This is a genomic window from Bradyrhizobium sp. CCBAU 11361 (genome assembly GCF_028128935.1).
GTDB classification, from domain to species: Bacteria; Pseudomonadota; Alphaproteobacteria; order Rhizobiales; family Xanthobacteraceae; genus Bradyrhizobium; species Bradyrhizobium niftali.
In genome coordinates, this window is record NZ_LBJZ01000005.1 from 1 (window position 1) to 24,951 (window position 24,951).

At 65.0% G+C, this 24,951-nt stretch carries 24 protein-coding genes; 13 read left to right on the forward strand and 11 right to left on the reverse strand.

Translation table 11 applies throughout. The annotated features are described in order from the left end of the window. Window positions 1-293: 293 nt before the first annotated feature. Window positions 294-2,756 (forward strand): putative bifunctional diguanylate cyclase/phosphodiesterase, encoded by a 2,463-nt coding sequence (locus tag XI08_RS02405; protein WP_271573216.1) that lies wholly within the window; start codon window positions 294-296, stop codon window positions 2,754-2,756. On the opposite strand, the gene XI08_RS02410 is transcribed toward XI08_RS02405, so the two are convergent. From XI08_RS02410 to thrS, 3 genes are all read right to left on the reverse strand, one after another. Next, window positions 2,742-4,010 carry a serine hydrolase domain-containing protein gene (locus XI08_RS02410; protein WP_271573217.1) on the reverse strand — a complete coding sequence of 423 codons (1,269 nt, stop codon included), beginning with the start codon at window positions 4,008-4,010 and terminating at the stop codon, window positions 2,742-2,744. The genes XI08_RS02405 and XI08_RS02410 overlap by 15 nt on opposite strands. A gap of 63 nt (window positions 4,011-4,073) precedes the next feature. Beyond that, window positions 4,074-4,637: a nitroreductase family protein gene (locus tag XI08_RS02415; protein ID WP_271573218.1), complete on the reverse strand. Its 564-nt coding sequence runs from the start codon at window positions 4,635-4,637 to the stop codon at window positions 4,074-4,076. A 93-nt stretch (window positions 4,638-4,730) separates the two neighbouring features. Beyond that, complete coding sequence (gene thrS / locus XI08_RS02420; RefSeq protein WP_271573219.1) at window positions 4,731-6,773, reverse strand: threonine--tRNA ligase; 2,043 nt, start codon at window positions 6,771-6,773, stop codon at window positions 4,731-4,733. A gap of 186 nt (window positions 6,774-6,959) precedes the next feature. Here thrS and XI08_RS02425 point away from each other — a divergent pair, with 186 nt between their 5' ends. Together XI08_RS02425 and XI08_RS02430 are read left to right on the forward strand one after the other, a co-directional pair. Further along, window positions 6,960-8,135: an MFS transporter gene (locus XI08_RS02425; RefSeq protein ID WP_271573220.1), complete on the forward strand. Its 1,176-nt coding sequence runs from the start codon at window positions 6,960-6,962 to the stop codon at window positions 8,133-8,135. A gap of 90 nt (window positions 8,136-8,225) precedes the next feature. After that, window positions 8,226-8,615, forward strand: a complete 390-nt coding sequence (locus tag XI08_RS02430; protein WP_027549053.1) for a hypothetical protein — start codon at window positions 8,226-8,228, stop codon at window positions 8,613-8,615. A 39-nt stretch (window positions 8,616-8,654) separates the two neighbouring features. On the opposite strand, the gene XI08_RS02435 is transcribed toward XI08_RS02430, so the two are convergent. Both XI08_RS02435 and XI08_RS02440 read right to left on the reverse strand, forming a co-directional pair. Next, complete coding sequence (locus XI08_RS02435; protein WP_271573221.1) at window positions 8,655-8,981, reverse strand: GrlR family regulatory protein; 327 nt, start codon at window positions 8,979-8,981, stop codon at window positions 8,655-8,657. A 170-nt stretch (window positions 8,982-9,151) separates the two neighbouring features. Further along, window positions 9,152-10,477 carry an alpha/beta hydrolase gene (locus XI08_RS02440; protein WP_271573222.1) on the reverse strand — a complete coding sequence of 442 codons (1,326 nt, stop codon included), beginning with the start codon at window positions 10,475-10,477 and terminating at the stop codon, window positions 9,152-9,154. Window positions 10,478-10,781: 304 nt separating this feature from the next. On the opposite strand from XI08_RS02440, the gene XI08_RS02445 reads away from it, so the two are divergent. Then, the gene (locus tag XI08_RS02445; RefSeq protein WP_271573223.1) at window positions 10,782-12,149 is read left to right on the forward strand and encodes an APC family permease; all 1,368 of its coding nucleotides are present in this window, start codon (window positions 10,782-10,784) and stop codon (window positions 12,147-12,149) included. 2 nt (window positions 12,150-12,151) lie between these two features. Further along, window positions 12,152-13,363 carry a hypothetical protein gene (locus tag XI08_RS02450; protein WP_271573224.1) on the forward strand — a complete coding sequence of 404 codons (1,212 nt, stop codon included), beginning with the start codon at window positions 12,152-12,154 and terminating at the stop codon, window positions 13,361-13,363. A 21-nt stretch (window positions 13,364-13,384) separates the two neighbouring features. Here XI08_RS02450 and XI08_RS02455 read toward each other — a convergent pair whose 3' ends face one another. After that, a complete protein-coding gene (locus XI08_RS02455) occupies window positions 13,385-13,948 on the reverse strand; it encodes a helix-turn-helix domain-containing protein (RefSeq protein WP_027549058.1) in 564 nt (187 codons plus the stop codon). Window positions 13,949-14,304: 356 nt separating this feature from the next. On the opposite strand from XI08_RS02455, the gene XI08_RS02460 reads away from it, so the two are divergent. The 3 genes from XI08_RS02460 to XI08_RS02470 are packed head-to-tail and all read left to right on the forward strand — an operon-like array spanning window position 14,305 to window position 17,147. Then, window positions 14,305-15,618: an MFS transporter gene (locus XI08_RS02460; RefSeq protein ID WP_271573225.1), complete on the forward strand. Its 1,314-nt coding sequence runs from the start codon at window positions 14,305-14,307 to the stop codon at window positions 15,616-15,618. Window positions 15,619-15,672: 54 nt separating this feature from the next. Then, window positions 15,673-16,194 carry an MOSC domain-containing protein gene (locus XI08_RS02465; RefSeq protein ID WP_271573226.1) on the forward strand — a complete coding sequence of 174 codons (522 nt, stop codon included), beginning with the start codon at window positions 15,673-15,675 and terminating at the stop codon, window positions 16,192-16,194. Next, window positions 16,191-17,147, forward strand: coding sequence for a PDR/VanB family oxidoreductase (locus XI08_RS02470; RefSeq protein WP_271573227.1), 957 nt, complete (start codon window positions 16,191-16,193; stop codon window positions 17,145-17,147). Before XI08_RS02465 ends, XI08_RS02470 begins: the two co-directional genes overlap by 4 nt. 1 nt (window position 17,148) lies before the next feature. Here XI08_RS02470 and XI08_RS02475 read toward each other — a convergent pair whose 3' ends face one another. Together XI08_RS02475 and yidD are read right to left on the reverse strand one after the other, a co-directional pair. Beyond that, the gene (locus XI08_RS02475) at window positions 17,149-17,364 is read right to left on the reverse strand and encodes a hypothetical protein (protein WP_271573228.1); all 216 of its coding nucleotides are present in this window, start codon (window positions 17,362-17,364) and stop codon (window positions 17,149-17,151) included. A gap of 91 nt (window positions 17,365-17,455) precedes the next feature. Then, the gene (gene yidD / locus XI08_RS02480; RefSeq protein ID WP_271573343.1) at window positions 17,456-17,794 is read right to left on the reverse strand and encodes a membrane protein insertion efficiency factor YidD; all 339 of its coding nucleotides are present in this window, start codon (window positions 17,792-17,794) and stop codon (window positions 17,456-17,458) included. 248 nt (window positions 17,795-18,042) lie between these two features. Here yidD and XI08_RS02485 point away from each other — a divergent pair, with 248 nt between their 5' ends. Then, window positions 18,043-18,936, forward strand: coding sequence for a hypothetical protein (locus tag XI08_RS02485; RefSeq protein WP_271573229.1), 894 nt, complete (start codon window positions 18,043-18,045; stop codon window positions 18,934-18,936). Window positions 18,937-19,052: 116 nt separating this feature from the next. On the opposite strand, the gene XI08_RS02490 is transcribed toward XI08_RS02485, so the two are convergent. Next, window positions 19,053-19,508, reverse strand: a complete 456-nt coding sequence (locus XI08_RS02490) for an iron-sulfur cluster assembly scaffold protein (protein ID WP_027549065.1) — start codon at window positions 19,506-19,508, stop codon at window positions 19,053-19,055. 242 nt (window positions 19,509-19,750) lie between these two features. Between XI08_RS02490 and folE the strand changes: the two genes are divergently transcribed. From folE to XI08_RS02510, 4 genes are all read left to right on the forward strand, one after another. Then, window positions 19,751-20,443 (forward strand): GTP cyclohydrolase I FolE, encoded by a 693-nt coding sequence (gene folE, locus XI08_RS02495; protein WP_135174305.1) that lies wholly within the window; start codon window positions 19,751-19,753, stop codon window positions 20,441-20,443. 83 nt (window positions 20,444-20,526) lie between these two features. After that, window positions 20,527-20,949, forward strand: coding sequence for a phosphoribosyl-AMP cyclohydrolase (gene hisI / locus XI08_RS02500; RefSeq protein ID WP_271573230.1), 423 nt, complete (start codon window positions 20,527-20,529; stop codon window positions 20,947-20,949). Window positions 20,950-21,175: 226 nt separating this feature from the next. After that, window positions 21,176-22,213 (forward strand): lytic transglycosylase domain-containing protein, encoded by a 1,038-nt coding sequence (locus XI08_RS02505; protein ID WP_271573231.1) that lies wholly within the window; start codon window positions 21,176-21,178, stop codon window positions 22,211-22,213. Window positions 22,214-22,411: 198 nt separating this feature from the next. Further along, window positions 22,412-23,584 carry a DUF2336 domain-containing protein gene (locus XI08_RS02510; protein WP_271573232.1) on the forward strand — a complete coding sequence of 391 codons (1,173 nt, stop codon included), beginning with the start codon at window positions 22,412-22,414 and terminating at the stop codon, window positions 23,582-23,584. A gap of 122 nt (window positions 23,585-23,706) precedes the next feature. Here XI08_RS02510 and XI08_RS02515 read toward each other — a convergent pair whose 3' ends face one another. Continuing rightward, a complete protein-coding gene (locus XI08_RS02515; RefSeq protein ID WP_027549070.1) occupies window positions 23,707-24,285 on the reverse strand; it encodes an Hpt domain-containing protein in 579 nt (192 codons plus the stop codon). A 27-nt stretch (window positions 24,286-24,312) separates the two neighbouring features. Beyond that, a complete protein-coding gene (locus tag XI08_RS02520) occupies window positions 24,313-24,858 on the reverse strand; it encodes a response regulator (protein ID WP_008549760.1) in 546 nt (181 codons plus the stop codon). Window positions 24,859-24,951 lie beyond the last annotated feature (93 nt).

The window sequence follows — 24,951 nt, forward strand, 5'->3', positions numbered from 1 at the left end:
ACCCCGGTCAGCGTTGCCGAAGCGCGATGTGGCCACCAGCGCTCGCAATGACGGCGTTGATGCAGTTTGCGCCAACTATCTCCCACTTCGCCGGGACGACACCAAGAGTGGCGCAGCACTGTCGTCACCTCACAGCCCGCAAGAACAGAACCGTCACAGTCTCTAACGGCTACTAACCAACGCCTGACTTAAAACTGTCATAATCGCCGAATGGAACCTGCGCCCGCGCGCTCTTTACACGCCATTAAGTGCACCTGCATTGGATGCCCTCGTAAAGTGCGTTGGGGACTGCAATGAGTGCCGCGAAGAAGATGCCGGGAAAACCGGCCGCCGAAATGTTTGACGACATCCCGGTGCTTCAGCGCAAATGGCGCGCCGCGTTGAAGCCGGGCGAACGGCTGCCGCGTTACGAGGACGTGATGCTTGGCAGCCTCGGCCGGCTCGCCGACCATATCGCGCTGCTCAAGAACGACGGCACCCTCGAACTGTCGCGCAGCGGGCGCTACGTGCAGAAATGGCTCGGCGAGGAGCGCTGGGACATCCCCATCTCCGAGCTCTCGCCCGATTGCGCCACGGCGCTGTCGGAAGCGGCGGCGAGCGCGCTTGCGAACGGACGGCCGCACCTGGCAAGCGCGCATTGCGTGCGTGACGGCATGGTCAGGACCTACGATGTGCTGGCGCTGCCGACCGCCTCGCGCTGGGGCGCGACGCTGGTCGGCGCCTATGTCAACGAGCGCGGCGCGCAATACAATCTTCTGGATGCGATTTTCGCCTCGACCGACGACGCGGTGATCTCGCTGGCGACGCTGCGCGATGCCGGCGGCAAGCCGTTCGATCTCCAGATCGTGCATCACAACCAGAGCGCCGCCACGCTGCTGAAGGTCGCAAGCGCCGGCCTGCTGTGGCGCCGGATCGGCGAGGGCAACACGCTGCTGGCTGCGCCCGACATCATGGAATTCCTGCTCAAGGCCATCCGCGGCGGCCGCGGCGAACAGCTCGAGATCGAGCACGATGGCCGGCATCTCCGGCTCAGCGCCACCGCCTTCGCCGACGTGCTCTCGCTGACGATCTCCGACGTCACCGCGTTGAAACGGCGCGACGCCTCGTTCCGCCTGCTGTTCGACAACAACCCGATGCCGATGTGGGTGTTCGACGCCGAGACCAAGCAGTTCCTCGGCGTCAACGATGCCGCGGTCCAGCATTACGGCTACAGCCGCGCCGTCTTCCTGCGCATGAAGCTGCACGAGATCTGGCCGGAGGACGAGTGGGACAGCCACGCCGAAGCGCTCGATCGCGTCGGCGAGACCTACCACTCCTCGCGCAACTGGCGGCACCTGCGTGCCGACGGCAGCGAGATCGAGGTGCTCACCTTCGGCCGCCGCGTCGCCTTCGACGACCGCGACGGCTATCTGGTCGCGGTGGTCGACATCACCGAACGGCGCAAGGCCGAGGCACGCATCGCCCACATGGCGCACCATGACGGGCTCACCGACCTGCCGAACCGCGAATATTTCCAGGAGCGTCTCAGGCAGGCGCTGGACCAGGCCGCAGGCAAGCGGGTCGGCGTGCTCTACATCGATCTCGACCTGTTCAAGAACATCAACGATTCCTTCGGTCATCCGGCGGGCGACCGCCTGTTGAAGGAGGTCGCCGAGCGCCTGACCACCGCGGTCCGCGGCGCCAATCTCGCAGCACGTCTCGGCGGCGACGAGTTCGCCGTGATCCTGGCGGCCGACGTCTCGCCGAACGAGGCCAGCGCCTGCGCGACCCTGCTGATCGACATGCTGAAGGCACCCTACGAGATCGACGGCCAGGAGATGGTGATCGGCGCCAGCATCGGCATCGCGCTGTCGCCCGGCGACGGCGTGGCGTCGGAGGAGTTGATGCGCAACGCCGACATGGCGCTGTACCGCGCCAAATCCGACGGCGGCGGCGTGCACCATTTCTTCGAGCGCGAGATGGATCTCCAGGCGCAGAAGCGCCGCGACATGGAACTCGATCTGCGCCGCGCCTTTGCCAATGGCGAGTTCGAGCTGCACTATCAGCCGCTGGTGTCGATCGCCTCCGATCGCATCTCCGGCTTCGAGTCGCTGCTGCGCTGGCGTCATCCCGACAAGGGCATGATCTCGCCGGCGGAGTTCATTCCGGTCGCCGAGGACATCGGCCTGATCACCCAGCTCGGCGAATGGGTGCTGCGCGAGGCTTGTGCCGAGGCGGTGAAATGGCCCGTCGACGTCAAGGTCGCGGTCAATCTGTCGCCGGCGCAATTCCGCAGCCGCAACCTGGTCCAGGTCGTGATCTCGGCGCTGGCCCAGTCCGGCCTGTCGCCGAAGCGGCTCGAACTGGAGATCACCGAGTCGATCTTCCTGGCCGAGACCGATGCCAATCTCGCGATCCTGCATCAGCTGCGCGAGCTCGGCGTCGGCATCTCCATGGACGATTTCGGCACCGGCTATTCCAGCCTCAGCTATCTCCGCAGCTTCCCCTTCGACAAGATCAAGATCGACCGCTCCTTCGTCAAGGACCTGGCGCAGCGGCCCGATTGCGTCGCGATCGTGCGCGCGATCTCCGGCCTCGGCCGCAGCCTCAACATCACCACGACCGCGGAAGGCGTCGAGACCGAGGACCAGCTCGACTGGCTGCGCGCCGAGGGCTGCAACGAGGTGCAGGGGTTTCTGTTCAGCGCGGCGCGGCCCGCCGCCGAGATCGCAAAGCTGCTGGCCGATTTCGGCCAGCGCGCCTCACGGGCGGCGTAGCTCCGGCGGAAAGGTGTCGTAGACCAGTTCCCTGAAGGCGGGCGTGATGCGGCTGCGCTCGTTCTGGGTCTGCTGCATCATCAGGTAGATCATGTCGAGCTTGGGATCGACGCCGAAATAGGTGCCGCTGCCACTGTCCCATTTCAACTCGCCGATCGAGCCCGGCGGCGGCGGCTTCGCATTGCCGGGATCGGTGCGCACCGCAAGGCCGTAGCCATAACCGAAGCCGTCGCCCGGGAAATAGAAATAGTCGCGACCGACGCCGGAGCCGGGCCCGATGTGATCGGTCGTCATGGCCTTGAACGCGGCGGGGCTGAGGTAGCGCTTGCCCTCGAACTCACCGCCGTTGAGCAGCATCTGCGAGAAGCGCTGATAGTCGGTGATGGTCGAGAGCAGGCCGCCGCCGCCGGACTGCCATTCGGGATGATCGAGGCGGTCACGCTCGGCGGCGAGCAGGATGACATCGTTCGGCAGCGGCCGCGCCATCCGCGCGAGTTCGTCCTCCGTCGCCAGCGCAAACTTGGTGCTGCTCATTCCGAGTGGGTCGAGGATGCGCTGCTTCAGGAACTCGTACAGGGTCTGACCCGAGATGACCTCGATGATGGCGCCGAGCACGTCGGTGGAATGGCCATAGCGCCACAGCGTTCCCGGCTGCCGCGCCAGCGGCAGCTTCGCGATCCGGTCGGCAAATTCCCTGTTGTTGAACTGGCCGTCGAAGATGTTGGCGGCCTTGTAGGCCTGCTCGACCCATTTGCCGCCGATATAGTCGTAGCTGATGCCCGAGGTGTGCCGCAGCAGATCCTCGATGTTGACAGGGCGGACCGGCGGCACGAGGTCGAGCTCCAGCTTGCCGTCCGGCTTGGTGATCTCGAGGCCCACCTTGGTGTCGGCAAAGAGCGGGATGTATTTCGACGCGGGGTCGGCGAGCGCAAGCTTGCCCTCGTCGATCAGCATCATCGCGCCAAGGCAGGTGATCGGCTTGGTCATCGAGTGGATGGCGAAGATCGTGTCCGGCGTCATGGCGAGGCCGGTCCGGACATCGCGCACGCCGAACGTCTTGAGGTAGACCGGCTTGCCGTGCTGCTGGACCAGGATGACCGCGCCCGGCAACCGGCCGCTGCTCACCTCGTTGTCAAAATACGCCGTGATGCGATCGAGTCCCTCGGGCGACGGGGCAGGGATGCCGGCGGCGCGGCCTCGCGCCATGGTGCCGGCCAGCAGCGCGGCCCCGACCAGAAATTCGCGACGCTTCATCCGGGCTTCCTCCCTCACCGGGATCAAAGCCGCAAGACATCGGAGGCGTCAACACGACATCGATTAAAATCGCGTCACGATTTCCGAAAGGAACGGTCGCGGACGGTCCTCGCTCGGCCTGGTCGGCGTGCCGATATGGATGAAGCCGGCGAGCTTTTCGTCCGGCTTGAGGCCGAGGCCGTCGAGCACGTCGCGGTCGAACGAGAACCAGCCGGTCAGCCAGCAGGCGCCGTAGCCGAGCGCGGTCGCAGCCGTGACGAGGTTCATGGCGCTGGCGCCCGCCGACAATTCCTGCTCGAAGGCCGGTACCTTCGGATGCGGTCTGGTGAAGCTGACGATGCCGATCACGAGCGGGGCATCGGTGAGCCGTTTTCGCTCGATCTCGACATCGGCCGCCGGCGCGCCGGGATTCTTCCGCGCAAACACCTTTGCGATCACCTCGCCGGCGCGCTGGCGCGCATCGCCTTCGAAAATAATGAAGCGCCAGGGCGTGAGCTTGCCGTGGTCGGGCACGCGCGCGCCGATGGTGAGGATCGTCTCGAGCTCGGCCGCCGAAGGGCCGGGCCCGGTCATCTCGCGCGGCTTGACCGACCGGCGGGTCTTCAGGAGTTCGATGGCGTCGGGCACTGCGATATCCTCTTCAGCTGGTCGTCGGGCGTGCCATGCGGAGATAAGCATGCACGCCCGCAACCGGAAGCGAATTTAGATCGATTTCAGGGATCAGGCCGCGCCCCGTGCCCGGACGACGTCCGGCGGGGTCGCTTCCTCGACCAGCGCGGCGATCGCCTCCGCCGTCGGCATCACCTTCTGGCCGTCGCTGCCGAGGCGGCGGACGGAGACCGAATGCGTCTCGGCCTCCTTCTTGCCGACCACGAGCAGTGCCGGGATCTTGGCCAGCGAGTGCTCGCGGACCTTGTAGTTGATCTTTTCGTTACGCAGGTCGATTTCGACCCGAAGCCCCGCGCGCCGGGCCTGCTCCAGGACCTGCTTGGCGTACTCGTCGCCTTCCGAGGTGATGGTCGTCACCACGGCCTGCACCGGCGACAGCCAGAGCGGGAAGTTGCCGGCATAGTGCTCGATCAGGATGCCGATATAGCGCTCCATCGAGCCGCAGATCGCGCGATGCACCATCACCGGCGGCTTCTTGCCGCCGTCATGGTCGATGTAGAACGCACCGAACCGCTCCGGCAGGTTGAAGTCCACCTGCGTGGTGCCGCACTGCCAGTCGCGGCCGATGGCATCGCGCAGCACATATTCGAACTTCGGCCCGTAGAAGGCGCCTTCGCCCGGGTTGATCTCGGTCTTGATGTGGTTGTTCTGCGTCTGGATCTCGCGCAGCACCGTCGCCATCACGCGCTCGGCGTGATCCCACATTGCGTCCGTGCCGACGCGCTTGTCGGGCCGGGTCGACAGTTTCACGGTGAGATCGCCGGTGAAGCCGAAGTCCGCGTAGGTCGACAGGATGAGATCGTTGATCTTCAGGCATTCCTCGGCGAGCTGGTCCTCGGTGCAGAAGATGTGCGCGTCGTCCTGGGTGAAGCCGCGCACGCGCATCAGGCCGTGCATGGCGCCGGACGGCTCGTAGCGATGCACCACGCCGAACTCGGCGAGCCGCAAGGGCAGGTCGCGGTAGCTCTTCAGGCCGTGCTTGAAGATCTGGACATGGCCCGGGCAGTTCATCGGCTTCAGCGCGAACCAGCGCTTGTCCTCGGCCTCGTCGCCCGCAGACTGCGCCGCGAACATGTTTTCGCGGTACCAGCCCCAATGGCCCGAGGTCTCCCACAAGGCCTTGTCGAGGATCTGCGGCGCGTTGACCTCGCTGTAGTCGCCGGTCAGGCGGCGGCGCATATAGGCGATCAGCTGCTGGAAGATGGTCCAGCCCTTCGGATGCCAGAACACGACGCCCGGACCTTCCTCCTGGAAGTGGAAGAGGTCGAGCTCGCGCCCGAGCTTGCGATGGTCGCGCTTTTCGGCCTCCTCGATCTGCTTGAGGTAGGCGTCGAGATCCTCCTGCTTGGCGAAGGCCGTGCCGTAGATGCGGGTCAGCATCGGATTGTTGGAATCGCCGCGCCAATAGGCGCCGGCCACCTTCATCAGCTTGAAGGCATTGCCGACCTTGCCGGTCGAGGTCATGTGCGGACCGCGGCACAGGTCGAACCAGTCGCCCTGGTAGTAGATCTTGATCGGCTCGTTGCCGGGAATGGCGTCGACCAGCTCGACCTTGAAGGCCTCGCCCTTGTCGCGGAACACCTGCTTGGTCTTTTCGCGATCCCAAACCTCTTTCGTAAAGGGTTTGTCGCGCGCGATGATCTCGCGCATCTTCTTCTCGATCGCGGCAAAGTCTTCCGGCGTGAACGGCTCGTTGCGGAAGAAGTCGTAATAGAAGCCGTTCTCGATCACCGGGCCGATGGTGACCTGGGTGCCCGGCCACAGCGTCTGCACGGCTTCGGCGAGCACGTGCGCGCAGTCGTGGCGGATCAGCTCGAGCGCGCGCGGATCGTCGCGGTTGATCAGCTCGATCTTGGCATCGGCTTCGATGGGATCGTCGAGGTCGGCGACGACGCCGTCGAGCGCCATCGCGACCGTGCGCTTGGCCAGCGACGGCGAGATGCCCTTGGCGATCTCGAGCCCGGTGATGCTCTTGTCGTATTCGCGCCGGGCGCCGTCAGGGAAGGTGAGGGTGACTTTGGGCGCGGGGTTCACGGGCTTCAGATTGCTCAGGCTGTATTGGAAGCCGGATTCGGATTTGGGCTGGTCGGTCATTGCTTTTCTCCTGAGGCTCACTCCTGCGAACGAGCGCAGGTAAGCGGGAACGAGCGATATATCAGGCGATTCGGCCTGCGCAATCCGGCATTTCCAAGAAAGTGGCACGCAAAAGTTGCGACCCTGCACCAACTATTTCGAGCAGCGGCCTTTAACGGGCGGCAATCCCGCTCTACATGCACTTGCATGCAAAAATCCGCCGCCGCCGGCCGTTTCGCGCCAACCGCCCTGATGCTTGGCAATCTCGTCACCGGCTGTTCGGTGCTGGCGCCGGCGGGAATGCTGCCGGAATTGTCGGCCGGGCTCGGCATCAGCATCCACGCGGCCGGGCTCCTGATCACCTTCGGCGCGATCACGCTTTGCATCGGCTCGCCGCTGACGGCCTGGCTCACGAGCCGCATCGAACGGCGGAAGCTGCTTGCGACGACGCTGGCGGTGCTCGCCTTCGGCAATCTCGCCTCGGCGTTTGCGCCCGACTATGCGAGCCTCCTCGTCATCCGCCTGGTGATGCTCGCGGTCGGCGCACTGTATACGCCGCAGGCGGCCGGCACGGCGGCGCTGATCGTGCCGGTGGAGCGGCGCGGCAGCACCATTGCCTATATCTTTCTCGGCTGGTCGCTCGCCGCCGCCGTTGGCCTGCCGTTGATCACCTTCATTGCCAGCCGCTACGGCTGGCGCGCGGCCTATGGCGAGATCGGCGCGCTCGGCTGCATCAGCTTCCTGTTGTTGCTGCTGCGCCTGCCCGCCGGACTGAAGGGCACGCCGGTGGACCTGAAGACCTGGAGCGCGGTCGGCCGCAGCAGGACGGTTCTGCTGCTGCTTGCGATCACCATGCTGCAAATGTCCGGGCAGTTCGTGGTGTTCACCTTCATGGGCCCGCTGCTCAAGAAGCTGACCGGGGCGGGGCCGGACGCAATCGGCATGGTGTTCGGCATCTACGGCCTCTGCGGTTTCCTCGGCGTCGTGATCGCGACCCGCATCGTCGATACCTGGGGGCCCTATCGCACCTCGCTGCTGTTCACCTGCCTGCTGCTTGCGGGCGTCACGGGCTGGGCGCTCGGCGCCGGCACGCTCGTCCTGATGGCGGGTGCCGTCGCGATCTGGGGCCTCGGCTTTGCCTCGACCAATTCGATGCAGCAGGTGCGGCTGGTCGCGGCCGCGCCGCCGCTTGCGTCCGCCACCGTCGCGCTCAACACCTCCGTCCTCTATATCGGCCAGGCGGTCGGCTCCGCCATCGGCGGATTGCTGTTCGCCCGCGAGCTCCTGCATCCGCTCGGCTTCGTTGCGGTCGGCTTCGTCGTGCTGGCGCTGGTCCTGGTGACCCTGACCCGGCCCCGGCCGGTTGCGGCCGCCGCGGCCTGATCCCGTGTCTTCGTGCGTGCAAGGTCCTTGGCAAACCGCGCGCGGGAGCGCTAGAACGCCGGTCATGGGGACCAAAGAGAGTTGACTGAGATGAGGATGATTCTGGCGGTTGCCGCGGTGCTCTATTCAGCCTCCGCGTTTGCGCAAGCCGACAAGCCACCGATGGTCGGGGACAAGCCGTTAGTGCAGGTCAAGCCGAAGGGGACCAAAGCGGGGACCAAGGAGGCCGCAGCGAAGCCGGCCGCGGCGCCGAAGGGCAAGCCGCAGTCGATCGCCGCGCGGCTGCAAGCCTGCCTCGACCTCGACGACGGCACCAAGGACCGCCTCAATTGCTACGACGCCGTGATTCCGCCGGCGCCGAAGCCGAAGCCGGCGAAGGCCAAGGGCTACGCCGATTGCCGTTTCTTCAAGGAAGAGGACGAGCGGCTGGCCTGCTTCAACGGTTTTGCCGAGAGCATTCCGAAGCTGCCCAAAAGCTGAAGGTTAAGACCTGAAGCTCGCGACCTTGGAGCCGGACGGCTAATCGCTGATCCGGTTCAGCACGGCCCTGAAGGCAACGCCCGGCGCTTGCAGCGCGCTGCCTTCGAATTCTGCCGCGTCGCCGTCCTCGCGGCCGGTGAGCGTCAGCGTGACGCGGTCGATGCCGAACAGCCCCTTGAAGGACGGGTCGTCGTTGTAGCGCTCGGTCGAGATCTTGACCTTGATCGTGTCGCCTTCGCCCGTATAGGTGCCCATGAAGGCGAAGGCGGAATTGCCGCCACGCATTTTGCCATCCATCACATAGACGACGCCGCACCCGGTCCCGTGAACCGTGTGGAAGTCGACCTTGTACAGTCCCTGACGCACGACCTGTCCTCGCAGAAATTCCAATCCAACTTGGCGGCCAAACTATGATCGTTGCCAGCGGAAACAATCCGGTGGCGCCCGGGGATGCCGGCCATCAACATCAGATTTTGATCACGGCTTGAAAGAATTGCAGGCAGCGCACCGAAATAGCGGCTGGCGCAATGTCGGGACTATCGGTTCGATGCCGATGGAGTGGTCGCCGCCACGCGCGTCAGCGCCAGCGCCGGCGTCGCCGACATCTTCACCAGCACGTCCTTGAGCGGAAATTGCGTCCACGCGCGGTTCACGTAGTCGCGATGGGTGATGCCGTCGCCGGTCTCCACGAACACGACGCTGCCGGGACGCAAGGGGCCGTCCATGTCCTCGGAGACGCCGATGCCCTTCTGCCTGAGCATGCTCATCAGCTCGCGGTCACGCCGTGCGGTGTAGCGGGTGTAGGAGCTGACGAAGAAACCGGAGCGGTGACTCTCGATCCAGGAGGCGAACTTGTCCATTTCGCCATAGACGGCGTCGAGCAGCACGACGCCGCGGACACGGTCGCTGATGCCGCCGACCTCGAGGCTCCAGGCCGTCGGCAGGAAGCCGCCGCTATAGCCGACGATGACGATCGGCATGTTGGCGAAGGCGCGCGCGCTGTTGGGATCGCCGGTGAGGCGGGCGAGGTGGCTCGCCGATTCATCCATGAAGCGCTTGAGGCCGCCCGCCTGCCAGAATTTTCCGGCGCTGGAATCGGCGGCATCGACGGCCATCTGCGGCGCGAGCAGGATGGCATTGGCGCCGGAATCGGTGATCTGCTGCGGCACCACCTGCCGGTCGCGCACATCGCGCTCCAGCGTCGCGCCATTGCCGTGGAAGAACACCACGATCACGCCCGGCTTGCGGACGTCGAAATGCTCGGGCACGTGCACCAGCACGCGGCTGTCGCTGTAGGTCTCGTCCTGCCAGTAGACGCGCCCCGAATAGCTGCGGTGGCCGCGGCGGTCGCCCTTGGAGATGTTGAGGAACGGCGCGTCGGAGGCAGGGTTGTTGCCGAAATAAGGGAAGGCCGACGACTTCATGCTGACGAGCGTCGTCAGGTCTTCGCGGGGCGGACGCTGGTAGGGCACCTGCGGTGTGAGCGAAGCGACCTTGTAGGGTGCCTGCTCCGGCCGCGGCTGCTGCTCAACGGCGCGCTTGGGCGAGAAGTCCGACATCTGCCGTTGCAGGAAGCTCTCGCCGGCTGAAGGGAAGCGCTCCTTGAACTGCGGGGCGGGGAAGCGATCCTCGAACGTATCGCCGCTCGCAACCCGCGAATTGGTTTTGGCGACGACCTGGACATTGGCCTGCGAGTTCGCCGCAAGCGCCGCCGGATTCGGCGCGTTGCCGCATTGAACCAGCGTGAGCGAGAGCGGCACCAAGGCTGAGATCAGGCCGATCCGGAGCGCACGACCGTGCCGATCGGACGGCGTCCGATCGGCACGAATGTCAGCTCTCGTTTTCGGAACGGCCCCGACCATCCACCCATGACCCCAAGTCATGACCACAAGCCCAGCGGCAATCTTGAGATAATTGAGCCGACTGGTGTTTAGGCGACGTTAAGTGTCCGGAGAAACTTCCCCACATCCGGAACGCTCAAAGGGACCATGTAATCGTGTCGTGATTGTGGGGATCGGAAACGGGATTCTCCGGTGTTTATCGTCCGGGACCATGCTTAAAAGGTGCGGGAATACCTATTTCACTTGCCTCATTTAACCCTTGTTAACCCTGCTTGAATTGACTGATGCTTCCCACGAGGCGTGAGGCCTGAGGTTAAGGACACCGATGACGGCATCAGATGCGGGTACTGCGCCCTGGACTGGCCGGCTGACCGGAAGAGGGGCGGGCGTCTCCGTTCTGGTCGCAACCGCCATCGTCGTTGCCGACATGATCGGGGTCGGCGTCTTCACCAGCCTCGGCTTCCAGGTCAAGGACATCCCGTCCGGCTTCTCCATCCTGCTGCTGTGGAGCGTCGGCGGCGTCGTCGCACTGTGCGGGGTGTTCTCCTACAGCGAGCTCGGGGCGATGTTCCCGCGCTCGAGCGGCGAATACAATTTCCTCGGCCGCGCCTATCATCCCGCCTTCGGCTTTCTGGCCGGCTGGGTCTCGGCGACGGTCGGCTTTGCCGCGCCGGTCGCGCTTGCCGCGATGGCCTTCGGCGAATACGCCAAATCGGTCGTCCCCGACCTGCCGCCGATCCCGCTCGCCATCGGCGTGGTGTGGCTGGTCTCGCTCGTGCAACTGACCGGCGTCAGGCACTCCTCGACCTTCCAGTTGATCTCGACCGTCCTGAAGGTCGTGCTGATCGTCGCCTTCCTGGTCGCCGGCTTCATCATCGGCGTGCCGCAGCCGATCGCCTTCACGCCGCAGCCGGGCGACCTCGCGCACATCGTCAGCGCGCCCTTCGCGATCGGCCTCGTCTTCGTGATGTACTCGTTCTCGGGCTGGAATGCGGCGACCTATATCATCGGCGAGATGAACATGCCGCAGCAGAACCTGCCGCGCGCGCTGCTCGCGGGCACGCTGATCGTGCTCGTGCTTTATGTCGCACTGAACGCGGTGTTTCTCTACTCCACGCCGGTCGGCGCGCTCGCCGGTCAGCTCGATGTCGCCAGCGTCGCCGGCACAGCCATCTTCGGCAGCCTCGGCGGCCGGATCGTCGGTGCCATGATCTGCGTCGGCCTGATCTCCTCGATCAGCGCGATGATGTGGATCGGCCCGCGCGTGATGATGACGATGGGGGAGGACATTCCGGCGTTGCGCGTGTTCTCGAAACGGTCGGTGAGCGGCGCGCCGGCCTACGCCATCCTGTTTCAGCTCGCGGTCGCGACCCTGCTGCTGTTCACGCGCAGCTTCGAGGCGGTGCTCGACTTCATCCAGTTCGCGCTTCTGTTCTGCTCGTTCTTCACGGTCGCCGGCGTCATCAAGCTGCGCATCACCGATCCTGACCTGCCACGGCCCTATCGTGCCTGGGGATACCCGTTCACCCCGCTCGTTTTCCTGCTCGTGACCGCGTTCATGATGTACTACCTCTTGACCGAGCGGCCGGTGCAGTCGCTGTCGGGGATGCTCCTCATGCTCTCGGGCCTGTTGATTTATGCTGTTTTCCGCAGGCGGCCGGTCGCCGCTGGCACGTCACACAATCGCGAATAGACATGTTTCGACCCTTGAGAATTGCTGCCGTCGCTCTTGCCCTGCTGGCTGCGGCCGCCTCGTCCGTGCGTGCGGCTGAGGTCACCTTCGACGACACCGCGCGCTTCCTTGCGGGGATGCAGCCATCGGCGGACTCGCCGCTGGTGGCACTCACCAAAGACCCGTCCTGGCAGCATCACGCAAAGTTCTTCGACGGCGCCTTTGCCCAGCTCGAGCAGCGGCAGCTCTCGAAGATCCGCACCTGGTCCGACGTCAACCTCGCCGCGCCACGGCCGACCATGTTCTACATGTTCAGCGGCCCGGACTTCCTCTACGCCAACGCCTTCTATTCCAAGGCCAGCACCTACGTGCTTGGTGCCCTGGAGCCGGTCGGCGCCGTTTCCGACCTGACGCGGCTGCCGCGCGGTTCGGTCGGCGCCGCGCTCTACAATGTCGAGCGCTCGCTCGCCTCGATCCTGAGCTTCTCCTTCTTCATCACCAAGCAGATGAAGGTCGACCTGCACGCCAACCAGGTCAACGGCACCTTGCCGATCCTCTATGTCTTCCTCGCGCGCTCCGGCAAGACCATCCGCAACGTCGAGATGGTCGCGCTCGACAACAAGGGCGGGATGCATACCGGCAACGACAATCCGGGGCCGAATGCGACGCGCGGCGTCCGCATCACCTTCGCAGGCCCCGATGGCGAAGCGCGCACGCTGTATTATTTCTCGACCGATCTCTCCAATCCCGGCGCACGTGCGACCGGCTTCCTGAAGTTCTGCGAGACGCTCGGGCCCGGCAACAGCCTGCTCAAGAGCGCGTCCTATCTCATGCACTCCGGCAACTTCACGACGGTGCGCGACTGGCTGCTCGCCAACAGCGCCACCATCATCCAGGACGATTCCGGGATTCCGCTTGCGAACTACAATGCGCGGCAATGGCGGTTCTTCCCGTTCGGCCGCTATCTCGGGCCGATCGACGAATTCCCCGGCCGCTACCAGGAGCGCTACGCCGAACTGTTCACGCGCGCCCAGCCGATCGATTTCGGCGTCGGCTATCGCTGGCGCACGCATGAATCGAACCTGCTGCTGTCGGTGAAGGTGCCGGGAAGCGAGACCGCGCCGGAAGCGGAGACCACCTCGTCCGCCGAACCGCCGCCAAAACCGCCGCGCCCGAAGCGCCCGCGTCCGCCCGAATCCGTCACGCCTTTCGGACGTTCCTTCTGGTTCCGCTAAGCTATTTGCTGAAGCCCGGCGTTACGTCGTCGCGTTTTGGGCGACGACGACAAGGACCTCCGCCTTCTGCCGGCCGAGGCTCCTGACCTCGTGCGGCGTCTCGCCTGAGAAATACAGGCAGTCGCCCTTGCCGAGGACGAGCTCTTCGCCGTCGAGCTTGATCGCAATCTTCCCGTTGACGACGAAGAGCAGCTCCTCGCCGGCATGCGAGGCCCGCGTCGCCGATTTGTGCGGCGGGCTGAGGAGGAACGGCTCCATCATCTTGCGGGTGCGGCCGGTTGCCAGCGGGACCACGCCAAAGGTGTCCTGAAACAGCGGGACATTGCCGCCTTCGCGGCGGAACAGCGTGTAGCGCGGCGCGGGCTCGGCGTTCGGGTCGAAGAAATTCGCGACATTGACCTCGAGGGCGGCGGCCATGCGCAGCAGCGCGGCGAGCGAGGGGATCTTGAGGTTGCGCTCGACCAGCGAAATGTAGCCGCGCGTGAGGTCGCTCTGCCTGGCAAGCTGGTCCAGCGTCAGGCCCTTGGCAATCCGCGCCTGACGGATATTGGCCCCGACCGCTGTCGCTTTGCTGACGTCAAGCACGCATGAGTCTCCCGAACTGCTGATGCCTCTTTTGCATCAGATGCAGCCGAACTGCCAGCCCGGTGGCGCGCACGGCCGGTTCCGGGGCGCGTGCAGGTGTATTCCAAAGGAAAACTATCGCGCAGAAATTTCGAGCAGCGCCGCGGATATTGTGGGCAGACGAGCTGGTATCTCTCGAGAATCAGCTGAAAAATGGTGCAATAGCTGCACTCTGCCGCGATCGGCGGCATTTGCCGCGTTCCGTGGCGTTGATTTCCAATAGTAAACATGATCGATTTTACCGCCGCGGCTGCCGATGGGCTCCGCGGACAGAACCAACTGCTTTTCCCAGGCGCCGGTACCTTTTGGAGAGATCGATGACCGTAGCAGACGACGTAACCCTGAACGTAGCGCCGGACGAGGCGGCGAGCTTGCGACGGATCGTGTGGTCGAGCGTGATCGGCACCGCGGTCGAATGGTACGACTTCCTCATCTACGGCACGGCGACCGCGCTGGTGTTCAACAAGGTCTTCTTCGCGGCCGGCAATCCCACGCTCGCCACCATCGCCGCCTTCGGCACCTATGCGGTCGGTTTCTTGGCGCGGCCGCTGGGCGCTGCGATCTTCGGTCATTACGGCGACCGGGTCGGCCGCAAGGCGATGCTCGCGATCACGATCATGGTGATGGGCCTCGGCACCTTCCTGATCGGCCTGCTTCCGACCTACCAGCAGATCGGCATCGCCGCACCGCTGCTCTTGATCGGCCTTCGTTTCCTCCAGGGCATCGGCCTCGGCGGCGAATGGGGCGGGGCGGTGCTGATGGTGGTGGAGAACTGTCCGACGCACCGCCGCGGCCTGCTCGGCAGCATGGTGCAGGTCGGCAATCCCATCGGCAATCTCGCCGCGATCGGTATGTTTGCGCTGGTGGCGAGCCTGCCGGAAAGCGACTTCATGACCTACGGCTGGCGCATTCCCTTCCTGATCTCGATCCTCCTGGTCGGCGTCGGTCTCTACATCCGCCTCAACATGGAAGAGACCGCGGCCTTCCGTCAGGTCCAGGCCAAGAAGGACGTCGCGAAGCTGCCGCTGGTCGAGATCTTCAGGCATCACCGCAGGCCGTTCTTCACCGCGGTTGGTCTGAAGATCTCCGAGATCGCCTATGCCAGCATCGGCGGCGTGTTCGTGATGTCCTATGCCACGGCCAATCTCGGTCTGTCGCGCACGGTGGTGCTGAATGGCGCGTTCGCCGCATCGCTGGTCGCGCTGCTCGCCATTCCCTTGTTCGGCTGGCTCTCCGACCTCGTCGGCCGCAAGGCGATGTTCTATGCGAGCTGCCTGTTCTCGGCGCTGTTTGCCTTCCCGCTGTTCTGGCTGCTCAATACCCGCGATCCCACCATCGTCATCTGCACCATCGTGGTCGCGATCACCTTCGGCCAGATGGTGATGTTCGGCATCGGCGCGCCCTGGTACTCCGAGCTGTTCACCGCGCGGCTGCGCTATAGCGGCGCCTCGCTCGGATTTCAGGTCGGTGCGGCTCTGAGCGGCGGGTTGACGCCGCTGGTCGCGGCGTCTCTGATGGCCTGGAGCGGCGGCGCAACCTGGCCGGTCTCGCTGCTGCTGATCGCCTGCGCGGCCATCACGGCAACGGCGACGACGTTCGCGCCGGAAATGGCGAACAAGGAACTGACCTGATCCCGCGGCGCGCCGCGTCTTGCGGCGCGCCATCGCTTCTCACAAGGATTTGTCATGCTCGACACGATCAGCGCCGGCCCGGCGCAGAAGACAGCGCAGCTCGGCTGGACCGGCGTGGTGCGCTTCCTCCATCTCGCCCCGCGTGCGTTCCTGCCGATGCGCGCAGCTGAAACGATCACCCTCGTCGCCGGCAAGGGGATCGAGGGCGACCGCTACATGATCGGCAACGAAGAGGGGTTCTATTCGCACAAGCCGGAAGAGGGCCGGCAGGTCACCCTGTTCGAACTCGAGACGCTGGTAGCGCTCAAGCGTGATGCCGGCATCGAGCTCGGCCCGGAGGAGCATCGGCGCAACGTCACGGTTGAAGGCGTGCCGCTGAATCATCTGGTCGGCCGCCGCTTCTGGCTCGGGGAAACCCTGCTGGAGGCAACCCGTCTGTCGGTGCCGTGCCGGCATATCGAAGAGATCACCGGCAAGGCGATCTTCGATCCCCTGATCAATCGCTCCGGCCTGAACTGCAAGATCCTGCAAGGCGGCACCGTCAAGGTCGGCGATACCGTGCGGAACGCGGCATGAAGGTGCGTCCCATCACCACGATCAAGACGGTCGTCACCGGCATCGAGGAGGCGGGGGCAGGCATAAAACTGTTCGCGCTGGCCGATCCCGACCGTTGGGAGTTGCCGCCCTTCAAGCCCGGCGCGCATATCGACCTGCATCTGCCGAACGGACTCGTCCGCACCTATTCGCTGTGCAACGAGCCCGCCGACAATGCGCGCTATGTTGTAGCGGTCAAGCGTGAGGCTGATGGGCGTGGCGGTTCGCGCGCGCTTCACGACGAGGTTGCAATCGGCGACGTGATCGGCGTCTCGCTGCCGCGCGGCGGGCTCGATCCCGGTGCAGGTATTGCGCGCCATGTATTCATCGCCGGTGGCATCGGCGTGACGCCGTTCCTGTCGATGGCGCGGCATCTTTCGCGAACTGGCGATGCCGACTTCATGCTGCATCTGATCGTGCGCGAGGAGATGCCGCTCGCCGCGCATCTCGCGCCACTGATCGACGCGGGCCGTGTCGTCGTGCACTGCACCTCGCGGACCGGGCGTCCTGATCTCGCGGCGCTCATCGGGGAGGGCAGGGCGGACACGCTGGTCGCCTGTTGCGGGCCGGAAGGCATGACTGAGGATTTCGAGCAGGCGATCGCAGCCTGGCCCGCCGCCAATGTCCATATCGAGCGCTTCATCGCGCCGCCGCCGGTCATCGATCCCGACGCAAAGCCCTTCACGCTGTCACTGGCGCGCTCGGGCGCCGAGATCCAGGTGCGCGCCGGTCAGACCATGCTCGCCGCGTTGCAGGAAGGCGGCGTCGACATCGCGACCTCCTGCTGCGGGGGCATCTGCGGCGCCTGCAAGGTCGGATGGATCGAGGGCAAGCCCGTGCACCGCGACCGCATCCTGTCGCCGTATGAGCGCGAGCGCTATCTCATGGTTTGCGTCGCCGGATCAGACGCGGAGCGGCTGGTGCTGGATCTCTGAGCTACCAGTGCACGCTCTGGCTCGGCACGATGAACGCCGTGTTGCTGGGCGGTGTCGCCAAGCTCGTCGCCAGATACCAGCCGGAGCCGAGCACGAGCGCCAGCAGGCCGATCATGGCGAGCACATCGATTGTTCTTGGATCGTGCCCCCTTGGATCGAACTTGGGATGCGGACCACGCCTGAAGTGAAGAAAAAGAGGGCTGATTTTCCAGCGCATTGTTGTTTCCTCCCGCGGGAGCATCAAAACAACGCGAGGAGAAAGTTCCGGTTCCACTCAGGGCAGCGATGCGCAAAGCACCGCAACAAACTTAGGAGGCGTTGACGCCGCGCCAGCGCGCGTAACGCCAGGGCAAATACCAGCGTGCCCCGGGCGGCGCGGCGAGAGGCACGTTATCGATGCCCGACGTGCCGTACGGATTGCAGCGAAGCAGGCGCGCGAGCGTCATCCAGCCACCGGCCCAGAGCCCGAAACGTTCGATCGCCTCGTCGCCGTAGACGGAGCAGGTCGGAAGGTGCCGGCAGTTGTAGCCGACCAGCGGCGAGAGTGTATGGCGGTAGAGCCAGATCAGCGCGCGACCGAATCTGCGTGGGAGGCGAAGCGCGCCTTCGACGGGAGTGGAACAATGCTCGCAGGCTGAATGCTTCATGTGCGCTTTGCCGCGATCGTCGGCGAGGTGTTGCCCGGTTCCGGCGCAGGGAACAGCAAGCTGTTGTTTGCGCGCCATATTTTACGTGCTTTTTGGGAGCAGTGCAGCAAGTACCTATGGACGATCTGTATTCCCCCGGATACCATTTTTATGACGTCCGTGTGTAGAAGCATACTCGTGTATGATGGACTCAGAGGGCGCTACCGGGGATTGTCGGGGGACCTTTGGGGCTTGGGGAAGGAACCAGATTGAGACTTCTGAACTCCCTTGATCGTCGCGGCTGGTTGGTGCTTGGGGCTGCCGCACTCGGCATCGCGCTGTCCGGAGCTGTCGCTACGACCGGCACCAAGGCTCATGCCGCTGCTGCTCTCGAAGAGCGCAAGCTGCCGATGAAGTTCAGCTGGGTCAGCTGCGAGCCGAACTGCCGCGGCTGGGTCAGCGCGGTTGGCATCATCACCGCCGATACACCCAGGGATTTCGAGGAGTTTTCGCGCGGGCGCCAGCTCGGCGGTGCCACCGTCGTGCTCGATTCCAGCGGCGGTTCCGTCAACGACGCGATCACGCTCGGCAGGCGCTTCCGCAATCTCGGGCTTTTGACCACGGTCGGCATCAGCGTTCAGAACCGCGGCGGGCAGTCGGCCCGTCCGGCGGTCGCGCCTGAGGCTTATTGCGAATCCATGTGCGTGTTCCTGCTGCTGGCCGGCAAGAAGCGTTACGTGCCGGACGCCGCCCATGTCCGGGTCCATCAGATCTGGATGGGCGACCGTGCCGACGACGCCAAGGCGGCGAGCTACAGCGCGCAGGATCTGATGATCGTGGAACGCGACATCGGCCGGCTTGCCAAATACACTTTCGACATGGGCGGCGCCGGCGATCTTTTGTCGCTCGCGCTCAGCGTCCCGCCCTGGGAAGATCTGCACGAGCTGGACACCGGCGAGCTCAAGCTCACCAATCTCGTGACGACCGATCTGGTGGCCGACGTGCTGCCGCATGTGGACGTCACGGCGCCGGCCATGGCGGAGCTGACACCGAAGACGCAGGCCAGGTTTGGCGTGGAACCGGAGCAGGCGGCCAGGTCGACCAAGACGGCGGAAGCCGTCGTGCCGACCGGGACGGCGCCGAGCGCGGGCTCGCAGAAGTAGGATCTCAAATCTTGCAGTCATTCCGGGGCGCGCGCAGCGCGAACCCGGAATCTCGCGCTGTCATCTCGGGATTCCGGGTTCGTCGCTTTGCGACGCCCCGGAATGACGCGGGCGGTTCAGCCCTGCGCCGCAGCCGGCTGCTTCGCCTTCGCCTCGATCTGACCGATGGCATCGACCACCGCATCGAAGGTCAGGAGCGTCGAGGCGTGGCGCGCCTTGTAGTCGCGCACCGGCTCGAGGAACTTGATCTCTTCCCATTTGCCTTCAGGAGGCGCGCCGTTCTCCTTGAGCATCTTGCGAACGGTTTCGCGTAACTCACGGAGTTCGCTCGCAGTCGAGCCAACGACGTGACTTGCCATAATCGATGAAGAGGCCTGTCCCAGCGCGCAGGCCTTCACGTCATGGGCGAAGTCGGTGACGGTGTCTCCACTCATCTTGAGATCGACCTTCACGGTCGACCCGCACAGCTTGGAGTGGGCAGTCGCGGTGGCATCGGGGGCCGACAGTCGCCCGAGGCGCGGAATATTCCCGGCCAACTCGATGATCCGCTTGTTATAAATGTCGTTCAGCATGTGATGGAGTCCAACACTTCCGCACCGGATCGGCCTTGGCGGGCGCCGTCCACGGTCCTATATAGGGTCGGAACGGGTGGAAAAACAGTCCAGCGGCCCGGCGGCGGTGATCCAGGACCACGCGGGCCGACGTTAGAAATTGCGGACCTTTTTCGCCAAAACTGTAGTCTTCAGGCGTCCGGCGGCTTGCCGCCCCGTCTGCCGGTGACACTCCGGCCGCAAGGCCGTCGAACGGAGTCGATATGGACGCTACGATCAAATCCCTACGCCCCAACAAGCCCTCCGACCGGCAGCCCGAGAGCCGCCCGGCCGAGCTTGACCCTGCCGAATTCCTCGCGGCCGCCGTCCGCGCCGACCAGCCGCGCCCCGCGCGCGCAGAGGCGGAAGCGGCGGTGAAGACGCTGCTGGCCTATATCGGCGAGAACACCGCGCGCGAGGGCCTCCTGGACACGCCGCGCCGCGTGGTCGAGGCCTTCGACGAGCTCTATCAGGGCTATCACCAGTGTCCGGCCGAGGTGCTCGACCGCACCTTTGGCGAGACCGCCGGCTATGACGATTTCGTGCTGGTGCGCGACATCGAGTTCACCTCGCAGTGCGAGCACCACATGATGCCGTTCTACGGCAAGGCGCACATCGCCTATACGCCGGTGGAGCGCGTCGTCGGCCTGTCGAAGCTTGCCCGCCTGACCGACATCTTCGCCCGCCGGCTCCAGACCCAGGAGCATCTGACGGCGCAGATTGCCGCCGCGATCGACGAGGTCCTGAAGCCCCGCGGCGTTGCCGTGCTGATCGAGGCCGAGCATACCTGCATGTCGGTGCGCGGCGTCGCCAAGCATGGCGCTTCCACGTTCACCAGCCGCTTTACCGGCATGTTCCGCGACAATCCGGCGGAGCAGGCCCGTTTCCTGTCCCTGGTGCGAGGCCTGCAACGCTGACCTCGCGAGGCTTTATTGGTTGAGCATGATCCTTTCGGAAAACCGCTTCACACTTTTCCGGATCATGCTCTAGCGAGGTCGCTGTGTCCGCTCACTCCCATGAAATCGAGGAAGGTCTGTCCTTCCAGCCCCGGTTCGATGCGGCCGGGCTCGTGACTTGCGTGGCGACCGACGTCGCCACCGGCGACGTGCTCATGGTCGCCCACATGAACGACGAGGCGCTGCGCAAGACGATCGCGACCGGCGAGGCCTGGTACTTCAGTCGCTCGCGCAATGCCTTGTGGCGAAAAGGTGAGACATCGGGTCAGACCCAGCGCGTGGTCGAGATGCGCACCGATTGCGACCAGGACGCGGTCTGGATTCGCGTCGAGCAGATCGGCGCCGCCTGCCACACCGGCCGCCGGTCCTGCTTCTACCGCAAGGTCGAGGCCGAGGGCGGGGGAGCCAAGCTCGTCTTCGTCGATGCCGAGCGGCTGTTCGATCCCAGCGACGTCTACAAGAAGTAGCCCCTCTGTCATTCCGGGGCGTGCGCAGCACGAGCCCGGAATCCATCGTGCGGCATCACGCGCGGGGGATGGATTCCGGGCTCATCGCTTCGCGATGCCCCGGAATGACTCGGGGAGGGGCTGATCCCCGAATTAACCCCGCATTAACCATACCTGTCCCACGGTGAGACGACATGACGCCGAATTGCCGGCGTCGCTCAACGCCGTGCGGGGCGGGCACTCCATCATGTCGGTCGACAATTCCAGTGCCTCTCAGACGGCGGTTCTCGATCCGTCGCGGGCGCGCGTCGCCGGTGCGATCAAGCAGGCCTCGAACATCACGGGCGTCAGCTTCCAATACATGCTGACCACCGCAAAGATGGAATCGGATTTCGATCCGACGGCGGGAGCCACGACGTCGTCCGCGCACGGGCTCTACCAGTTCATCGACCAGACCTGGCTCGGCACGGTGAAGGAGGCGGGGACCCAGCTCGGCTACGGCAATTATTCCGACGCCATCACCAGGACGTCGTCGGGCAGCTACACCGTCGAGGATCCCGCGATGAAGCGGTCGATCATGAAGCTGCGCGACGATCCGGAAGCCGCCTCCAGCTTGGCCGCGGCGCTGACGCAGTCGAACAGTTTCAAGCTCACCGGTCTGCTCGGCCGCAGGCCGTCCGACAGCGAGCTCTACATGGCGCATTTCATGGGCGTCGGCGGAGCCGCAAAACTGATCGCCAATGCCGAGGACAATCCGCAAGCGGTCGGCGCGCGGCTGTTCCCCAATGCGGCATCCGCCAACCGTTCGATCTTCTACGCCAGGGATGGCCGCGCCCGCAGCGTCTCCGAAGTCTATTCGGTGCTGGACGCCCGCTATGCGAGCGCAGCGAATTCGAAGACCACGCGCAGCGCGATGGCGATGTATGGCGGCACGCCGTCGACGACGCAGGTCGCAAGCGCAAATGCCGTGCTGCCCACCACGCGGGTGATCGATAACGCCGCCTATCTCCAGACCTTTCCGGATGCGCGCGGCGTGACGGCGGTCAGCGCGACATCGTCAGCCACGGTCGCGGACAATGCACCGGGCACGCCGATATTTCGCTCGATCTATCAGCCCGGCGACGCCACGCAGCCGGTCTCGACGACGGTGCAGAAATTGTGGGGCAACAACGCCTCGCTCACCTCGGTCGCATCAGCGACCTCGGTCGCGCCAGCGACGCCGGATGTGCGGCCACCGCAGCCGCTCGATCTCTTCAGCGATCGCGGCGGCACGTTCTCGAGCTAACCCTCGCGCTCGTGTCCCGGACGCGTAGCGTTGCTGCGCAGAGCCGGGGTAGCGAAGCAGAGGCGGCTTGGTTCCCTTAACAAAACGTCAATAAAACCAGCCAGTTATGGTGAACGCTTTGTTAAGCGTCGTGGTTTATTTTGTGTTGCAGGTGACGAGCCGTCACCATTTTCGTTTGTTGTGTAAGCCGGAAGCAGCATGATTGTTCGGCAGTTCATCAATTGGATCAGGACGGCGCCCGCCGGCGAGCGGGCCGATGCAACACGGGCACTGGCCCGGGCCTGGCTGATCTCAGACTTGTCCCATGACGATCGCGTCGCCGCCGAAGGCGCGCTTTTGATGCTGCTCGACGATCCCTCGCCGCTGGTGCGGCAGGCGATGGCCGAGGCCTTTGCGCGCAGCACGGATGCCCCGGCGGCGATCGTGCGGGCGCTGTCGGCGGACCAGCCGACCGTCGCGCTGCCCGTGCTCGAACATTCTCCGCTGCTGATCGATGCCGATCTGGTCGACATCGTCGCAACCGGCAATGACGAGGTGCAGTGCGCGGTCGCGCGCCGCATCGCGCTGCCGGTGTCGGTCTGCGCCGCCATCGCCGAAGTCGGCTGCGCGGCGGCAGCGCTCGAGCTGATCGAAAATCCCCATGCCGAGCTCGCGCCGTTCTCCTGGAACCGTATCGTCGAACGCCACGGCCATCTCGCCGCGATCCGCGAAGCGATGCTGGTGCTGGAGGATCTGCCGGCCGCAACGCGCGCGGCGCTGGTGGCAAAGCTCTCGGAGACGCTGGCGCAGTTCGTTGTCGCGCGGAACTGGCTGAGTGCCGATCGCGCCGACCGCATCACCATCGAGGCGCGCGACCGCTCCACGATGAACATCGCGGCGCGCTCGCGCGGCGAGGACATGCAGGGCCTGGTGCATCATTTGCGCGTCACCGGCCAGCTGACCGCGGGCCTGATCCTGCGCGCATTGTTGTCCAGCAATCTCGATCTGTTCGATGCCGCGCTGGCTGAACTCGCCGATCTGCCGCTGGCGCGCGTCACCGCGCTGCTGCACGATCGCGGCGGCAACAGCCTGCACGCGCTGCTGCGTCGCGCCGGGCTTCCCGAGGCGACGTTTGCGGCGTTCCAGGTGGCGCTCGACGCCTGCCACGAGCAGGGCTTCGTCGATAGCGACGACGGGGCGGTGCGGCTGCGCCGGCGCATGGTCGAGCGCGTGCTCACCCATTGCGAGACCGACCGTGGTGCCACCGAACCGCTGATGGTCCTGCTCCGCCGCTTCGCCACCGAGTCCGCGCGCGAAGAGGCAAGGCTGTTCTGCGACGAGCTGGTCGCGGACGACACGGTCGATCCGATTTATGATCTGATCGCGGCGTAACGAGACGCCGTAGGGTGGGTTAGCCGAAGGCGTAACCCACCGTGCTGCCGCGAGCGCGGAACGAAGTTGGTGGGTTACGCTTCGCTAACCCACCCTACGACAACCATTGAGAATAGTCAGCACTACTCCGCCGGCACGATGCTCGGCGCCAGGATCACCTCGAGATGCTCGGGGCGGTCGCGGTTGACGTCGGCGAGGTAGTCGTCGGCGACCTTGCGCAGGCGCCGGCTGAGCTCGGCGGAGACGCTGATGCTGTCGAGCTTGGTGTTCTCGTGCACGATGGCCAGGATGGCGTTGATGTGGTGCGTGAACAGTTCGGCCGGCACCCGCTCGAGATCGGGCGCGTGCTCGATGACGCGGCACAGGCTCTCGGCGATTCCCGCCGCGGCCGGATAGCCGAATGTCGCAGCGTCGCCCTTGATGTCGTGCGCGGCGCGGAACAGCTCGTCGCGCCTGTCCTTGGTGAAGCCGTCATTGCGGATGGCGACGTAGGCGGCGGACAGGCGGTTGACCTCGGTCGTCATCCAGTCCTTGAACTCGCCGGCGAGACCGGCGAGCGCCTGCTCGGCGCGGCTGACCGGATCGTCCATGTCCTTGTCTTCGACACGGCGCAGAACCTTGCGCAGCGGATTGGGCTGCGTGATGATTTGATGCGTGGCGAAGGCCGTGACCTCGATGTCCTTTGCGCTGTTCTTCGCCATGATACCTGCCTCGCGTGAGACGTTGCGCTAGATGGAGGAGCGGGCCTTGTCGAGCAGCGAGGGCTGCTGCAGCACCTCGTGCTTTTCGCCGACACGGCGCTCGGGGCCCATATAGGCGGAGTTGGTGTTGCGGCGCCGGTCCGGACCGAAATAGGTCTTGGTCTTGATGAAGGGCCGGGGATTGGCGACCACGTTCAGGATGCGCTGATACAGACCCTTGGCCGAGATCGGCTTGGCCAGGAATTCGGTGACGCCGGCATCGCGCGCGACCGTGACGCGGCGCTTCTCGGAATGGCCGGTCAACATGATGATCGGCGCGTAAGGGTTGCCCTTGGATTCCGGCTGCCGGATCATCTGCGCGAGCTCGAGCCCGTCGAAGATCGGCATTGCCCAGTCGGTGATGACGATGTCGGGCACGTAATGGCTGTACATTTCCAGCGCCGTGGCGCCGTCCTCGGCCTCGTACACTTCGCGTGCGCCGAAGGAATGCAGCAGCGTCCGCAGGATGCGGCGCATGTGCGGATTGTCGTCGCAGACGAGGAAGCGCAGCTTGTTGAAATCGATGCGGAACATGACGCCTGGGCCAGAGCAGTCAACCTTCGTTAACCATATCGTGGCGGGGGTTAACGAAGGGTTGCGACTGGGCGTCCCAAAGCGCCGGTCGAG

Excerpts from the sequence above, each read along its gene's own strand:
- XI08_RS02440 (WP_271573222.1), bottom strand. The coding sequence starts at position 10,477 with ATGGTCGGGGCCGTTCCGAAAACGAGAGCTGACATTCGTGCCGATCGG.
- XI08_RS02520 (WP_008549760.1), bottom strand. The coding sequence starts at position 24,858 with ATGTTCCGCATCGATTTCAACAAGCTGCGCTTCCTCGTCTGCGACGAC.
- XI08_RS02505 (WP_271573231.1), top strand. The coding sequence starts at position 21,176 with ATGTCGGTCGACAATTCCAGTGCCTCTCAGACGGCGGTTCTCGATCCG.
- XI08_RS02515 (WP_027549070.1), bottom strand. The coding sequence starts at position 24,285 with ATGGCGAAGAACAGCGCAAAGGACATCGAGGTCACGGCCTTCGCCACG.
- XI08_RS02510 (WP_271573232.1), top strand. The coding sequence starts at position 22,412 with ATGATTGTTCGGCAGTTCATCAATTGGATCAGGACGGCGCCCGCCGGC.
- XI08_RS02445 (WP_271573223.1), top strand. The coding sequence starts at position 10,782 with ATGACGGCATCAGATGCGGGTACTGCGCCCTGGACTGGCCGGCTGACC.
- XI08_RS02470 (WP_271573227.1), top strand. The coding sequence starts at position 16,191 with ATGAAGGTGCGTCCCATCACCACGATCAAGACGGTCGTCACCGGCATC.
- XI08_RS02405 (WP_271573216.1), top strand. The coding sequence starts at position 294 with ATGAGTGCCGCGAAGAAGATGCCGGGAAAACCGGCCGCCGAAATGTTT.
- folE (WP_135174305.1), top strand. The coding sequence starts at position 19,751 with ATGGACGCTACGATCAAATCCCTACGCCCCAACAAGCCCTCCGACCGG.
- XI08_RS02490 (WP_027549065.1), bottom strand. The coding sequence starts at position 19,508 with ATGCTGAACGACATTTATAACAAGCGGATCATCGAGTTGGCCGGGAAT.
- XI08_RS02430 (WP_027549053.1), top strand. The coding sequence starts at position 8,226 with ATGAGGATGATTCTGGCGGTTGCCGCGGTGCTCTATTCAGCCTCCGCG.
- XI08_RS02410 (WP_271573217.1), bottom strand. The coding sequence starts at position 4,010 with ATGAAGCGTCGCGAATTTCTGGTCGGGGCCGCGCTGCTGGCCGGCACC.
- XI08_RS02425 (WP_271573220.1), top strand. The coding sequence starts at position 6,960 with ATGCAAAAATCCGCCGCCGCCGGCCGTTTCGCGCCAACCGCCCTGATG.
- XI08_RS02465 (WP_271573226.1), top strand. The coding sequence starts at position 15,673 with ATGCTCGACACGATCAGCGCCGGCCCGGCGCAGAAGACAGCGCAGCTC.
- XI08_RS02450 (WP_271573224.1), top strand. The coding sequence starts at position 12,152 with ATGTTTCGACCCTTGAGAATTGCTGCCGTCGCTCTTGCCCTGCTGGCT.
- XI08_RS02460 (WP_271573225.1), top strand. The coding sequence starts at position 14,305 with ATGACCGTAGCAGACGACGTAACCCTGAACGTAGCGCCGGACGAGGCG.
- XI08_RS02475 (WP_271573228.1), bottom strand. The coding sequence starts at position 17,364 with ATGCGCTGGAAAATCAGCCCTCTTTTTCTTCACTTCAGGCGTGGTCCG.
- yidD (WP_271573343.1), bottom strand. The coding sequence starts at position 17,794 with ATGAAGCATTCAGCCTGCGAGCATTGTTCCACTCCCGTCGAAGGCGCG.
- thrS (WP_271573219.1), bottom strand. The coding sequence starts at position 6,773 with ATGACCGACCAGCCCAAATCCGAATCCGGCTTCCAATACAGCCTGAGC.